General features: G+C 61.4%; 8 protein-coding genes, 1 tRNA gene, 5 pseudogenes and 1 riboswitch. Of the genes and pseudogenes, 8 read left to right on the plus strand and 6 right to left on the minus strand.

The annotated features are described in order from the left end of the window. Positions 1 to 20: 20 nt before the first annotated feature. The 4 genes and pseudogenes from cobN to cobU form a co-directional block, all read right to left on the minus strand. Positions 21 to 3,769: pseudogene (cobN, locus tag QNJ43_RS08010) on the minus strand (cobaltochelatase subunit CobN). Positions 3,770 to 3,843: 74 nt separating this feature from the next. Continuing rightward, complete coding sequence (locus QNJ43_RS26890; RefSeq protein WP_346432910.1) at positions 3,844 to 4,251, minus strand: GTP-binding protein; 408 nt, start codon at positions 4,249 to 4,251, stop codon at positions 3,844 to 3,846. A gap of 33 nt (positions 4,252 to 4,284) precedes the next feature. Then, a pseudogene (locus QNJ43_RS26895) lies at positions 4,285 to 4,878 on the minus strand (GTP-binding protein); the annotation flags it as partial. After that, a pseudogene (cobU, locus tag QNJ43_RS08020) lies at positions 4,875 to 5,388 on the minus strand (bifunctional adenosylcobinamide kinase/adenosylcobinamide-phosphate guanylyltransferase). The pseudogenes QNJ43_RS26895 and cobU, both read right to left, overlap by 4 nt. A 349-nt stretch (positions 5,389 to 5,737) precedes the next feature. Continuing rightward, a riboswitch (cobalamin riboswitch) is annotated at positions 5,738 to 5,986 on the minus strand. Positions 5,987 to 6,210: 224 nt separating this feature from the next. On the opposite strand from cobU, the gene QNJ43_RS08025 reads away from it, so the two are divergent. From QNJ43_RS08025 to QNJ43_RS26900, 6 genes and pseudogenes are all read left to right on the plus strand, one after another. Next, positions 6,211 to 6,285 (plus strand) — tRNA-Asn (locus QNJ43_RS08025). A 413-nt stretch (positions 6,286 to 6,698) separates the two neighbouring features. After that, entirely contained in the window at positions 6,699 to 7,061 is a 363-nt protein-coding gene (locus tag QNJ43_RS08030; protein WP_300468885.1) for a hypothetical protein, read from the plus strand. A 9-nt stretch (positions 7,062 to 7,070) separates the two neighbouring features. Next, positions 7,071 to 7,442 (plus strand): hypothetical protein, encoded by a 372-nt coding sequence (locus QNJ43_RS08035; protein WP_300468887.1) that lies wholly within the window; start codon positions 7,071 to 7,073, stop codon positions 7,440 to 7,442. Between the two features lie 269 nt (positions 7,443 to 7,711). Further along, positions 7,712 to 8,500, plus strand: coding sequence for a hypothetical protein (locus tag QNJ43_RS08040; RefSeq protein WP_300468889.1), 789 nt, complete (start codon positions 7,712 to 7,714; stop codon positions 8,498 to 8,500). A gap of 266 nt (positions 8,501 to 8,766) precedes the next feature. After that, positions 8,767 to 11,061 (plus strand): annotated as a pseudogene (locus tag QNJ43_RS08045) (PHP domain-containing protein). Continuing rightward, positions 11,018 to 12,082 (plus strand): OB-fold nucleic acid binding domain-containing protein, encoded by a 1,065-nt coding sequence (locus QNJ43_RS26900; RefSeq protein WP_346432900.1) that lies wholly within the window; start codon positions 11,018 to 11,020, stop codon positions 12,080 to 12,082. The pseudogene QNJ43_RS08045 and the gene QNJ43_RS26900 overlap by 44 nt, the downstream one beginning before the upstream one ends. Positions 12,083 to 12,415: 333 nt before the next feature. On the opposite strand, the gene QNJ43_RS08050 is transcribed toward QNJ43_RS26900, so the two are convergent. Beyond that, the gene (locus QNJ43_RS08050) at positions 12,416 to 12,619 is read right to left on the minus strand and encodes a hypothetical protein (RefSeq protein WP_300468891.1); all 204 of its coding nucleotides are present in this window, start codon (positions 12,617 to 12,619) and stop codon (positions 12,416 to 12,418) included. Between the two features lie 106 nt (positions 12,620 to 12,725). Here QNJ43_RS08050 and QNJ43_RS08055 point away from each other — a divergent pair, with 106 nt between their 5' ends. Further along, positions 12,726 to 13,061, plus strand: coding sequence for a hypothetical protein (locus QNJ43_RS08055; protein WP_300468893.1), 336 nt, complete (start codon positions 12,726 to 12,728; stop codon positions 13,059 to 13,061). Further along, positions 13,054 to 13,269: an AzlD domain-containing protein gene (locus QNJ43_RS08060; RefSeq protein ID WP_300468896.1), complete on the plus strand. Its 216-nt coding sequence runs from the start codon at positions 13,054 to 13,056 to the stop codon at positions 13,267 to 13,269. Before QNJ43_RS08055 ends, QNJ43_RS08060 begins: the two co-directional genes overlap by 8 nt. A gap of 320 nt (positions 13,270 to 13,589) precedes the next feature. Here QNJ43_RS08060 and QNJ43_RS08065 read toward each other — a convergent pair. Continuing rightward, positions 13,590 to 14,161 (minus strand): annotated as a pseudogene (locus tag QNJ43_RS08065) (biotin transporter BioY). Positions 14,162 to 14,229: the final 68 nt, after the last annotated feature.

Consider the following 14,229-nt stretch of genomic DNA (forward strand, 5'->3'; position numbering starts at 1 on the left):
GGGTTGCCGGCGCGTGGCGCTCAGGCGTTTTCCCGCGATGGGCGCGCGAGCCTGTTCAAATAATCATAGGCGCTGTTGAGCTTCGGTCGCCACAGCCCCTGGTCTATGGTATCACGCAAACGATCGGCGATTTCGGCAAGCGCTGCCGGGTTCTTCTCTTCGATGAAATCGCGCTCCGTCTCATCTTCCAGATAGGCGGTGTAAAGCTGATCGAAATGATGGTCCTTGATCGCGTGGGTCGTCGCGGCGAAGGCGTAGAGGTAGTCGACGGTTGCCACGATCTCGAAGGCGCCCTTGTAGCCGTGGCGCATGACGCCCGCGATTCATTTCGGGTTGGCCGCCCATCCGCGCACCACCCGGGCGATTTCCTCGTCCAGCGTGCGCACCACGGGGCGCTCGGGTCTCGAGTGATCGTTGTGGAAGACACGCGGCGCGCTGCCTTTCAGCGTTTCCACGCTCGCCGCAAGGCCCGCCTTCGAACTGGTAGTAGTCATCGGAATCGAGAATGTCGTGTTCCCGGTTGTCCTGATTGTGGACCACGGCGTCGATCGCCTTGAGACGGGTTTCCAGTTCCGGCCGGGCCCCGGCGCCTTCCGTGCCGTCGCCATAGACGTAGCTGTCCCAGATCAGGAAGGCGTCGGCAAAGTCGACTCGCTCATCCCAGATGCCTTCGTCGATCAACGCCTGTAGCCCTGCTCCATAGGCGCCTGGCTTGGATCCGAACACCCGGTAGGAAGCTCGTCCGCCTCCAGACGATGGGCTTCGGCACTCACGCGCGCTGCGATCAGGTTCCCGTCCTCCGGCTCATGAAGGGCCGCCGCCGATCGAACCGCGCTGTCGAACAGATCGATCTGATGCGGGAAAGCATCACGGAAGAAACCGGAGATGCGCAAAGTCACGTCAATGCGGGGACGACCGAGTTCGGACAGGGGAATGATCTCTAAGCCTGTCACCCGTCCCGATCCGGGTTCCCCATATGGGCTGCACGCCGATCAAGGCCAGCGTCTGTGCAATGTCATCGCCGCCGGTGCGTATGTTCGATGTACCCCATGCGGTCAGCGCGATGGCGATCGGCCATTCGCCTTCTTCCTCGAAATAGCGCTCCGCCAACCGCTCGGCGGAAAGACGTCCGAGCCGCCAGGCCAAGGCGCTCGGCACCGCGCGCACATCGACGGAATTAGAAGTTGCGGCCCGTGGGCAAAACGTCTGACCGCCCCCTTGTCGGCGCCCCGGAAGGTTCCGGCTGGACAAACTTACCGTCAAGCCCGGTCAGAAGGGATGATATCTCCTCGTCTCCAGATAGTTCGACAGATTTATTAAGGTGTCTAAGAACCTGGTTTAAGACGGCTTTTGACTTCCCACATAAGCCTCTGCTTTTTCTAGATTTTCGATAATTTCAACTGCGGCCAGTTCGATGCGTTCCATCGTATCTCCGGCCGTACGCCACAAGCTGTCACTCAAGCTTGCGAGGGCCTCCGGCCTCTGCCCCGTCCAGGCCTCGGCCATATCGCAATCCAGCGGATCGAAAGGACGGGACAAGGCTGTCGGACCATTGGTCAATCCGAGATCCTCGGCGATCGCACGATGGAGACTTCCCTCGCCTTCGTCCGATCCACGCGGCACGCGCGCGAGCGCCAAGAGCAGGTTGCGCAACTGGACTCCGTCGGGAACGGTTCCCAGAATGTGCAATCCGTCGCGGATCTGCAGTTCCTTCAGATCGCACAGATGTGCGTCGATGCGGGTCAGCTTGTCGGAGCGATCCATGTCTCGCGTGATGCCGACATCCGCATCGAGACCATGGCGGGCGGGCGGATCGAAGATCTCGTTCTCCAGCGCCTCGGTCCGGCGCGGATCGACGCCGGAGGCGAGATAGTACTCGTCGAGCAGGCCCTCCAGTTCCACCGCCACGCCGTGGCTCTCCGCTCGGGTCATGGGCGGCGTCAGGTGATCGATGATGACCGAGGACAACCGCCGCTTGGCCTGCGAGCCCTCCCCGGGATCGTTGACGATGAACGGATAGAGGTTCCGGGACGGGACCGAGCACCGCTTCCGGATAGCACTCTTTCAGATAGCGCCAGAGCTTTGCCCGGCAGCCACTCCAGATTGCCGTGCTTGCCGACATGGACGACCGCGTCGACACCGAACTCCTCCCGGAGCCAGAAATAAGTCGCGAAATAGAAATGTGGCGGCACCAGATCGGGAGAGTGGTAGGTCTCTTTGGGATCGATGTTGTAGCCGCGCGCGGGCGGCACCGCGACGACCGCAGAGCCATACCGATGAATGGCGAGATGAAAGACAACACCATCCGCCAGGAATGGATCCTCCTCTGGTCCTTCTCAGCGCGCCGTCACGGCCTCACGGACGGTTGCCGGCAGAGCCGCGAACAATTCCCGATAAGCGTGCAAGCGTCATGCGCTCGCCGCCGCTGCGGGGCCCGCCCAGCGCGTTGGTCGGCCCGGACGTTGATCTCGGTCATCAACGCATCGGAATTTTCCGGCACGCGTGCCAGGGCATACCCCGCCACTTCCATCACCTTTAGGATTGCGACCGTTGAGGCGGGCGTATCCAGTCCCACGCCTTTGGCAAGTCGCCCGTTCTTGTTGGGATGGTTCGCCAGAAGCAACGCAACCTTTCGTTGCCTGGACGTTTTCCTCCCCAGCTTTGCCCTGTTCGCGGCCAGTTCGGCAACGAAACAGATCCGGTCCGGTTTGGGAACGAAACGAATGGGCGCGCTCTGGGTTTGCGAGTCGACGTCGCCCGCCTCCTTGAAGGAAACGGCCCGGGTGAAGATCCGACCATCCAGCTCGGGCAGCACCACATGCATGGCGAGATCGCGCGTGGACAGGCCACAATCGCTCTCCGCCCAGCCATCTTCGGATGACGATGAAAAAACCACCTGCAAGATCGGCCGCCTAGGTCCGTCGAGAATCGTCGGGCGGAACACGCCTGCCACGGTGGAAAGCGCAAAGGCCGTGGCATTGATCACGACGCTTGGCGGGGTTTCATCGAAAAACCCTTCCAGGACGGCCGCCGAAGATGCCTCCTTGAGGCTCGCCACGAAAACGGGGAGCGCGTTTACTCCGGCAGCATCAAGGCTCTCGATCAGGCGCGCGACGGGCTCCGTCGCAGCTCCTTGCACCAAGGCCCGATAGAAAACGATCGCCGCGACAGGCTGAGCGGGATCGCGCCAGCGGGCCTTCAAACTATCGATGGTCGGCGCGGCGACGCCGGGCCACCACAGGCCCGCCCGTGGGATCAGGCGTGGCAACGGCGGTTCCTCTGCCTTGCCGATCAGATATCCGGCAAAACGAAGCGCATGGAGAAGGTTATCCGCCCCGCCTTCCACGCAGTAGCGCCAGAGCCGCTCGGTGACCTCCGGTTCAACGGTCGACCAGGCGGCGAGCTTTTCATCCCACTTGTCGTGGCCGGGCACCACGACGAGCTTGATCTTCTCCGCCCGCGCCGTCTCGGCAAGACGCTCCAGCCCGTAGGACCAATAGGCCTTGCCGTCCAGAAGACGCACGAAAACGAGCTTTGCACGCGAAACCGTTTTCTCGACATAGAGATCGACGGAATAGGGATGGCCCAGCGCCATCAAGCTCGCCAGACGCACGCTCGTGGCCTCACCCAGCTTGTGCGCAGCCTCTGCAAGCCCGGACAGCTCCGTGTCCGCAACCGACAACACGAGGATATCGCCGGGCGACTGACCGAGATCGATCGCCTCGTCGCCATCATCGACACGTCGCGTTTGAGAGACCTGAATATGTATGGTGAGGAAGCATCATCTTTTTGAGCAATGCAGGGTGAATTCGCGGTGATCTCGCCGGTCGGCGAAGCGAACCCTTATTCGACGGGCTCGGCCTCAAGCACGGCCTCGATGCGCGCCTTGTTGATGCCCTTCAGACCGATCACGACGAGCCCCGGCTTCTCTTCCGCAGCCGGTGCGAACCATGCCTCCACCCGAGGGCCCATGGCCTGCACAACGACGGGAGCAGGCTTTGCCGCAACCCACATGTGCCCCTTGACGCGCAAGACGCCCGGAACCGCGACCGCCGCCGCAACCCGCGCCTTGGCATCCGCCAGCGAGACCGCCGGCGGCACGTGAACCACGAAGCTCTCAAACTCGTCGTGGTGATGATCATGATGGTCGTGGTCGTGATGGGCGCTGCGACTGTCCATGTCGTCCTCCGCCCCGCTTTCCAGTCCGAGCAGAACCTCGGCGGGCAGTCGGCACATATCCGATTTCAGCATGGCGACATCGGTGCGCGCGTCCTGAGCCACCCGGGCCTCGATCTGCGCGATCTCGCTCTCGTCGCACAGACCGGATTTTGCGAACACGATCAGGTCCGCGCAGCGCAACTGATCCTCGAACAGCTCCTCGATCGGGCTTTCGTGATCGAGTGCCGTATCGGCGGCGCGCTGGGCAGCGACAGCGCTTTCGTCCATCGCCACATGTCCGTCTGCCACCGCGCGGACATCGACGACCGTGACGACCCCGTTCACCGTGACCCGCTCGCGCATATCCGGCTACTGGAAGGCCCGAACCAGGGGCTGCGGCAGAGCGAGACCGGAAGTCTCGATCACGATGTGCTCAGGCGCCGGATCTCGCTTCAGAAGCGCCTGCATCGCGGGCAGGAATTCATCGGCCACCGTGCAACAGATGCAGCCGTTGGTGAGCTCTATCACCTCATCCGTGCCACAGTCCGGCACTCCGCACTCCGACAGCATGCCGCCATCGAACCCCATATCGCCGAATCCATTGACGATGAGAGCGATGCGCTTGCCCGCGGCACTTTCGATGAGGTGGCGTACCAGAGTGGTTTTGTCGGCTCCCAGAAATCCGGTGATAATCGTGGCGGGAATCTTTGCGGGCCTCATGACTGGCCTCCTCGGGTTTGATCGCTCTTGAGCGTCAGCGACAGTCCCGCCGCAATGAAAATCACATCGGATGCGACCGATGCCACCGCCTGATTGAGGCGGCCCTGATGATCGCGAAAGGCGCGGCCCAGCGCCGTTTCAGGCACGAGACCCAGCCCGATTTCGTTCTAGACAAGAATGACCGGCCCCTTGCAGGCCGCGATGGCCGCGACCAGGCGGTCCGTTTCGCTCTCCACGTCCCGCTCATCCAGCATCACGTTCGTGAGCCACAGGGTCAGGCAATCAACCAGCAGCGCGCGGCCTTCCCCACCTTCAAGATCGAGCACGCCGGCGACATCGAACGGTTCTTCGATCGTTTTCCATTCGCCGCCGCGCCTGATGGTGGGCTATGCGCTCCGTCATTTCCTCATCCATGGCGCGGCCGGTCGCGACATAGATCCTCTCAAGCTCGGAATTTTCCACCAAGCTTTCCGCATGGCGGCTCTTGCCTGACCGTGCTCCACCGAGAATTCAGTGTTTTTCGTTTCATTCGTGCCGCCTCAACGCCCTATCTGGCTTTCCTTGCCGTCCGGCCCATCGGTATCGGGCGAGCCGCGATCGTGCCGTGGAGGGCACGAGCGACTGGCAAACAAAAATTTCATCGGAAGAACGCACCCGCGCTCGACAGGGGAGAGGCTCAGCGGCCGGGCAAGGCCCAACCGAGACCGACGGAGCCAGCGATGCCGCTCGACCGGAGGCAAACGCTGCGCCGGTTCCATGCAGGCAGCACGCGCGCACGTCGAAGGCCGCACGAAGATTCGGGGAAAACGACTGGAATCATCAAACCTCTCCTCAACCGTCCGCCCGACGGTATTTTCGCAGGATTTCATCGTGTGTCGGCTGGTTTCCTGGCTCGCGGGTCGTCACATCTCCCACGTCTCCCACGCTTTCCCGGATTTGATCGGTTGCGATGCGCTTGACCGACCGTCTCCAGTGGCATTTTGCGGGGATGCTCGCCGCTTACAGTTGCGGGGGCAGCTGCGGCCTGGGGGATCCGTTCGGATCACCGTCACCGCATTTGATCCCCTCAAATGTGACCCGTCGGGGAACCGGTCCGGATGTTGTAACCGCTTGTGGAAATGCCCTCAAGGTATAAGGAGGGCGCGCGCAGTGCGGTCCACTTGCAAAGCTGGCAAAACCCTTGGAATACGGGCATTCCCTCTGGTGCCGTGCCATTTATCGGAGCAGGATGGTTTCGGTTCATCCACATTTTTTGCGCATCGGGACTTGGCAAGCGCATTTGGCATTGATATAGCCTCGTCCATCGCCGCGCCACTGACGCGGTTGACCTGTTCCCCGGTAGCTCAGTGGTAGAGCAAGCGACTGTTAATCGCTTGGTCGCTGGTTCGAGTCCGGCCCGGGGAGCCAATTCCCTTCCCAAGCCTCTGATTTCAAAAACGTCTTTTTCATCAGGCAGTCGTCCAGGTACGCGTTGTGCTACACAACGAGGTACACACGGGCGTATTCATGTGCCTGTTTGCGGCGGGAAGCGGCTCTGTTTGCCCTGCCGCTGAAGAGGGCACGTTTCCCACCTCCCGATATCTCCTCTCTTGACTCTTTTCCGTGCATTTGGTTCTAATAGAACAAAATGAGAATGTTTATACAGCCCGGCATGGCCGGACGGAGCAGGCACGGATCATGGAAAGAAGGAGCAGCCTCTCCGCTCTGAGCGAAATCGCGCATGCCCGCACACCCGAAGGGCCTCGATTGTCCATTGGAATCGAGAGGATCGATCGCATGCTCGGCGGTGGGCTCGTGCGCAATGATCTGCATGAGGTGCGATGCGCTCACAGTCGCGAGATCGGTGCGACGACGTGGTTCGTATCCGCGTTGCTGGCGCGTCTGCAGGAAACGAAGCACGGGCGGGTCATCTGGGTGGCGACATTGGCCGCGTCTGCAGATGCGGGGTGCTTTTCCCGCAAGGGTTGGCGCAGACGGGCCTTGATCCGGCCGGGCTGGTTCTCGTCACGCCCAATGACCTGTCCGGAGCGCTGTGGGCCGCCGATGAGACATTGAAATGCCGGGGCGTTGCCGCGGTGGTGCTCCAGATCGAGGGTAATCCGCACCGCTTCGACATGACCGCGACGCGACGCCTGATGTTGCGGGCGCAGGCCAATGGTGGGTTCGCCTGCATGTTACGTTAGAGCGGCGAGGTGGAGGCCAGTGCCGACCTGACCCGTTGGCGGGTGGAGGCTTGGCCGAACGTTCATGCGGGCGAAATGCCGGAAACGATGGCGCCGCGCTGGCGCGTAACGCTTGAGAAGAACCGCGAGGGTCGGACGGAGGAATGGTCACTCGCATGGAACAGCGGATGTAAGGCTTTCGAACATGTCCCCGACACGTGTTCCGCAAAGGGTACCGGCTTCACGCACTGCCGAGCGACCACGGGGCAAATGGGGCAGTCGTGGCGTTTGGGGCCGCGCTCTGATGCTCCGCCCATCGTGGTGGTCGATACGATAAGGAATGCCCTGCGCATCGTGGCTTGCGACGAACATGCTGCCAGCCTCGGTATCAAGGTCGGGTAGAGCCTGAGCGATGCGCGCGCTGGCCCCGGATCTGGAAAGCGTCGCGCATCAGCCGCAGGAATTGCAGGCTCTGCTGAAAGTGCTTTGCGAGTGGTGCGGACGCTACACGCCGTTGGCCGGGCTCAGCGGATCAGATGGGTTGTTCCTGGATATCAGCGGCTGTGTGCACCTGTTCGGCGGCGAGGAAGAGTTGCTCCTGGATCTGGAGCGACGCCTCGAGCTTCGGCACGCCCGCGGCCTTAGGTGGACAACGCGAGGCGCTAGCCCCCTTGCCGTTTACCGCCCTGCGCCTGAACGAGGCGCTGGTGACGGATCTCGCCCAACTCGGCTTCAAGATGATCGGCTGCCTGATCGACGTTCCGCGCGCACCTCTTGCCCGGCGGTTCGGGCAGGATCTTCTGCGCCATCAGGACGAAGTTCTCTCGCCCCTGATGCCTGTCGCCGATCTGACATCGGAAAAGCGTTTTGCCGAACCGATCGTCTATGAAGACGACATCCTACACACGATCGATCAGCTGGCCACCAATATCCTGCCGCTGTTGCAAAGACGCGGGCTTGGGGTGTGGCAATGTGAGATCAAGCTCTTCCGGGTCGACGGCCAAATTCTCAAGCTTGCGGTCAGCGCCTCCGCTCCGCTGCGCACGCCCAAACGGATTGCGGCCCTGTTCCGCGAGCGACTTGCCAGCCTGCATGACGACTGGGACGTGGGGTTCGGTTTCGATGTCCTGCGTCTCGATATCCTGCATGCGGATACCTTCGAGGAGAGTCAGTCGGGTTTCGGGAGTACCGGAGACGTCGAGGCTGAGCGGGCCGCCCTGATCGACCGACTGGGCGCGCGCCTCGACACGGACCGCATCCGTCAATTCGCCTTCGCCGATACCCATATTCCCGAACGCAGCTTCGCGCTGCTTTCCGTCGGGCAGGCAGGCCCCTGCGAGAACATCCCCCTGCCCGACGCTCAGCCGGAATACGGCTCGACGCGCCCCTTGCTGTTATTGTGGCAGCCGGAACCGGTGGAAGCCATCGCGCCCGTGCCGGACGGGTCGCCCATCCGCTGACGCAAGGCGCTTTACGAGACGCGCCATTCTGAGGGGCCGGAGCGCATCGCCTGCGAACGGTGGCGCGACGGGCGCGGGGCCTTCAGCCGGGACTATTTCCGCGTCGAGGATACGCGCGGCTATCGCTTCTGGCTCTTTCGCCACGGCCTTTACGAGCGTGAGACCGAAACCCCACGCTGGTACATGCACGGGCTCTTTGCATGAGCGAGCCCGACACGCCCCGCACGTTGCCCTATCGACCAGATCCCGCTTATTGCGAGTTGGCGATGTGCAGAAACTTCTCGTTCCTGCACGGGGCCTCGCATCCGGAAGAATTGATCGCGCAGGCAGCGCGTCTCGGACTTTCCGGCGTAACCCTGATCGACCGCAATTCGCTGGCCGGCGTGGTGCGCGCGCATATGGCGGCCAAGGAAGCCGGCATTGCCTATGCCCCTGGCTACCGACTGGTCTTTGCCGACAAGACGCCGGATATCCCTGTCTGGCCGGAAGATCGCAAAGTCTACGGCAACCTGTGCGAATTGCTGACGCTCGGCAAGCGCCGCGCGCCTAAGGGTGGGTTTCATCTGATGCTGGATGATTTTCTGGCCCTCGGTCGGGGGCTTCTGATGGCTGTCTTGCCGGGTGCACGGCTCGACAAGACGCTCACCGCCTGTCTGACATCGCTGAAACAGGCTTATCCCGATTATGTGCATCTCGCTCTGGTGCGCCGATACGGATCTACCGACCAACGCCGCATGGCCCACATAACAGAGACCGCGCGCCGTCTCGATATTCCGACGGTTGCCGTGGGCGATGTGCTCTACCATCATCCGGATCGGTGGCCCTTGCAGGATGTCCTGACCTGCATTCGCGAACACGCGAAACTGACGGATATCGGCCGACGGCTCGAACCGAATGCCGAACGTCATCTGCATGCGCCGGAGGAAATGTTCCGGCTGTTTGCGGGATCCGAGGCGGCCCTTATCCGCACCCAGGCCCTTTTCAAACGCATCCGTTTCTCGCTCGATGAGTTGCGTTACCAATACCCCGAAGGTCCGATCTTCGAGGAGCTGGGCGGCATCCCCCTGCCCTCCCAGCAAGCGTTGGAGAAGCTGGTTGCAATCGGGCTGGAGCGGCGCTATCCGGACGGCGCGCCGCAAAAGGTGCTTGCGGCCATCGCGCACGAGACGCAACTGATCGCCAAGCTCGCCTATGCCCCCTATTTCCTCACCGTCTACGACATTGTGCGCTTTGCGCGCTCGCAAGGGATCCTGTGTCAGGGTCGTGGGTCGGTCGCCAATTCGGTCGTTTGCTATTGCCTAGGGATCACCGAGGTCGATCCGGAAAAGGTCGATCTCCTGTTCGAACGCTTCATTTCTGAAGAGCGCCAGGAGCCGCCCGACGTCGATTTCGAGCATGAGCGGCGCGAGGAAGTGATCCAGTACATTTATCGCAAATACGGGCGTGAGCGCGCAGGGCTGACCGCGACCGTCATCATCTATCGGGCGCGCTCCACCATTCGCGATGTCGGCAAAGTCTTCGAGCTATCGGAAGATGCCATCACCGCGCTGTCGGGTACGCGATGGGGAAGCAGTTCGCGCGACATTGGGCTGGCCGACGTCGAACGCGCGGGCTTAAACTCAAAGTAGAAGAATTTTCTTCAAATTATTGATATTAGACGACAAATTTTCATTTTTCCCCGTCACTTTTCTCAGCATGTCGGCGGCTTTGTCATCACGCGCGACCGGCTGTCCACGCTCATCCCGATCGAGAATGCGGCCATGGAAGATCGCACGATGGTGGAGTGGGACAAGGACGGTCTGGACGGTCTCGGCATACTGAAGATCGACGTGTTGGCGCTCGGCATGCTGACGTGCCTGCGCCCGACCTTCACTCTGCTTGAGGCGCATTACGGGCGATATGAAACGCTCGCCTCGCTGCCGGAAGGCGATGTGCCCACCTACGATATGATCTGCCGGTCCGATACTATCGGCGCCTTCCAGGTGGAAAGTCGGGCGCAGATGACCATGCTGCCGCGCTTCCGGCCGCGTTGCTATTACGACCTTGTCATCGAGGTCGCGATCGTGCGCCCCGGCCCCATTCAGGGCGACATGGTTCATCCCTATCTGCGTCGACGGCAGGGGCTGGAACCAGTGAGCTATCCCAAGGAGGAACTGCGTCAGGTACTTGGCAAGACGCTGGGCGTTCCGCTTTTTCAGGAGCAGGTGATGAACATCGCCATCGTTGCCGCCCATTTCAAACCCGGAGAGGCCGACCGGCTGCGCCGCGCCATGGCAACGCTCCGACGGGTCGGCACGATCGGCTCATTCCGTCGCAAGATGGTGGAAGGCATGGTCGCCAACGGGGATACGAGCGTGACTTTGCCGAACATTGCTTCCACCAGATCGAGGGCTTCGGCGAATACGGCTTTCCCGAAAGCCATGCAGGGCGAGTTTCGCCTTGCTGATCTACGTTTCCTGCTGGATGAAATGCCACTACCCGGACGCCTTTTGCGCCGCCCTGCTCAACCCGCAACCCATGGCCTTCTACGCCCCGGCCCAGATTGTGCGCGATGCCCGTGAGCATGGGGTCGAGCTTCGCCCGGTCGACATCAACCATTCGCACTGGGAAACGACGCTGGAGCCGGACGCGGCACGAACCGAGATCGCCCCTCAGCACCGGGGAATGATCGGCACCGTGAAAAACACCCATGCAGTGCGCCTCGGGTTCAATCGCATCAAGGGGTTCAGCGAGGCGGACGCGGAAGCGCTCGTTCATAACCGGGCGCGCGGGTATGACAGCATACGGGATCTCTGGCTGCGTTCAGGCCTTTCAAGAAGCGTTCTGGAGCGCTTGGCGGAAGCGGACTGCTTCCGCTCCCTGGGGTTTGACCGGCGTGCCGCGCTCTGGCCGACGAAGGCACTCGATCCTCTGGCAGATGACGAGCGGCTCCCGCTTTTCGCCGGAACCGAGACGCGGGAGCCGGATGTCGATCTTCCGCCGATGCCGCTCGGCGAACATGTCATCATCGACTATCGCGCCCTGTCGCTTTCCCTGAAGGTTCATCCGCTTTCCTTCATCCGGGAGCGCCTTGCCCGAGCCCGATATCGACGCAACGTCGAACTGCAGACGCTTCAATCCGGTCGGCATGTGCAGGTCAGCGGGCTGGTTCTCGTGCGACAACGGCCCGGATCGGCCCGCGGCGTCATCTTCGCCACCATCGAGGATGAAAGCGGCGTGGCCAATATCATCGTCTGGCCGAAGGTTTTCAAGCGCTATCGAGCAGTGCTTCTTGGAAGCCGTTGTATCGGCGTCAGAGGCAAGCTGCAGAACGAGCAAGGCGTCATTCATATCGTCGTCAGCCACCTGGAGGACCTGACGCCCTGGCTCGCCGCGCTCTCCATAGAGGCCGCGGACATGGTCACACTCGCCAATGCCGACGAGGTTCGCCGTCCCATTCCCGAGAGATTGCCCGCAATGCAAGCGACATCGCCCCTCACCCGATTGCTGAAGGATGCCCCTGAAATCAGGCAGGATCTGGAACGGCTGACAATCACCGAAACGGTGAAACATGCCCTTCCGAAAGGACGCAACTTTCACTGATCAGACGGCGGTTTCATATCCCCATGACTGTACCGCGTCATTATGTCCTTTCGAATTCGTCTAAACTCACAGCGGGAATAGCATTTATTAAGAATATTTCATATATCTTTAAGTAATTAGTGAAAACAGATAACCACTCGCATTACATTTATGCACCCTTGACTCCAGAAATATTGACACTAATTTCATTTCAAAATGGAACGATTTCAACGACACGAGATCAGTCTCCACTCAAAGTCGGTCGGTATGAAGACACAATTCTCTACTCCTGAGGCCGAGGCATCCGTCGCAACCGTTTTTCGTATAGCGGCAAGCGATGCCCTGGTCGTTGTCCTAACATTTCTCGTCATGTTCATGGGCGTAGGTCAGATCAGCGCCGAAGCCGGGCTGTCCGCCCTGCAGACTGCCCTCATGACCGGTCTGACCGTTGCCGCCCCTGCGCAGGCGGTAGCCATGCAGATTTTGACCAACGACGGCGCAGTCGCCGGTGCCTGGGTTGCGGCCGTCGTCGTCATCAATCTTGCGCTTCATCGTCATGGTCACCTCCGTCCTCGGCCGTCTGCCGGAGACGAATTTTGTGCGCGGCCTGGGAAGCGTCGACCTGATTTCGGCGAGTTAGTTCGCCGTCATCCTGCCCCGGTTGATGGAAAAGCGTCCGCCGCGCCCTCTTCTTTATTGCGGCATCGTCGGAGGGCTCTGTTCCGGCTCCGCCACCATCGGCGCCGTTGCCGGGCATCAGCTTGCGGCCTCCGTGCCGGTTATCGTCGGCGTCACCCTCGGCGCGATCATTCCGATCTACTTCGCCACTCTGATCGCCAGGCAGAAAAAACAGCGCACCTTGATGGTCAACGCCCTCTTCGGCGCCATCCTCGTCCTGCTCGCCGTGCCCGAACTGGATTCGCTTGCCCTTCTCATTCTACCTCTGATCGTTGCGGCGATCACCATGGTGGTCGATCAGAGGAAGAAGTCCGATGCATAATGTCGTCTTCGCTCAATGGCAGCTCTGGGCCGTTGCCGCCGGAGCCGGGCTCGGCACGTTGATGCTCCGGATCATCCCGCTGATCGCACGCGACCAGATCGGCGGCGAACGCATCCGCGAGTTCTTCGATCGTGCGGGTTACGGCATTCTCGGCGGCATCGTCGCAACGTCGGCGCTGCGCTCCGGCCACAACCTTTTCAAGATTTAGCCCACGATCGGTGCGGTCGTGGCCATCGTCTGCGTGGTCGTCGCCTTCGTGATCGCCGTCTGGAAGGGCGGCACCATCGTGCCGACCATCATCGAGCTTGCCGGCTTCGTTGCCGCCGGCATGTTCTATCTCGGATAAAGGCTTCGGCGTCGTCTGGCGGTTTACTTGCCGTCTCGATGCTCCAATGGTCGCAGCTCCGAGCTCGCACGGCCGACAGAACAAAACGGCCACAGTCTCCCGCGATGGAGGCTGTGGCCGTAATCACGACAGACACACGCTTCTGATGCCCGTGCCGCTCCGTCGGATGGATCGTTCCGCTATCAGGCGGCCGACGTCTTCTGGATGATCGGATAGGAGCGCTTGACGGTGACGGCGACAACAGCCGCGATCCCTGCCTTGACGACGTCGCCGATGACGAAGAACGCCGAGGCGATCGTGGCGTCGACAATCGACAGGTTCACGTAATAGGCGGTCCAGACGATACCGATCGCATAGAGAACGATGATCCCGTCGATGGCGCAGTAGATGAACGAAGACACCACGTTCAGCTGACGCCAGCCCCACTCGTGCAACAGTCCGATCACGAATGCGGCGACGATCCAGCCGAAAATGTAGCCGGACGACGGGCCATAGAAGATGCCGAGACCGCCGCGGCCGCCCGACAGAAGCGGCAACCCCACGGCAACCAGCGCCAGAGAAACAGCAGGATGGAAAACGTGCCGCGTCGTGCGCCCAGGACGGCGCCGGCCAGCATGACGCCGAGCGATTGTGCGGTGACCGGCACAGCGATGACCGGCAGCATGATCGGCGGAAACAGCGACAGCGCTGCCGTCAAAGCAGAGAAGAGCGCGATATAGACGATGTCTCTAGTGGAGGTTCGTTGTCCGTGCATGTTTTCCTCGATGAGGTTGTATTCGCCCTGTTTGCGAACCGCGCCGGCAGTTCATCGTCATCGTCATA

Origin of the sequence: Breoghania sp. (assembly GCF_030066895.1) — a bacterium.
Lineage (GTDB): Bacteria > Pseudomonadota > Alphaproteobacteria > Rhizobiales > Stappiaceae > Breoghania.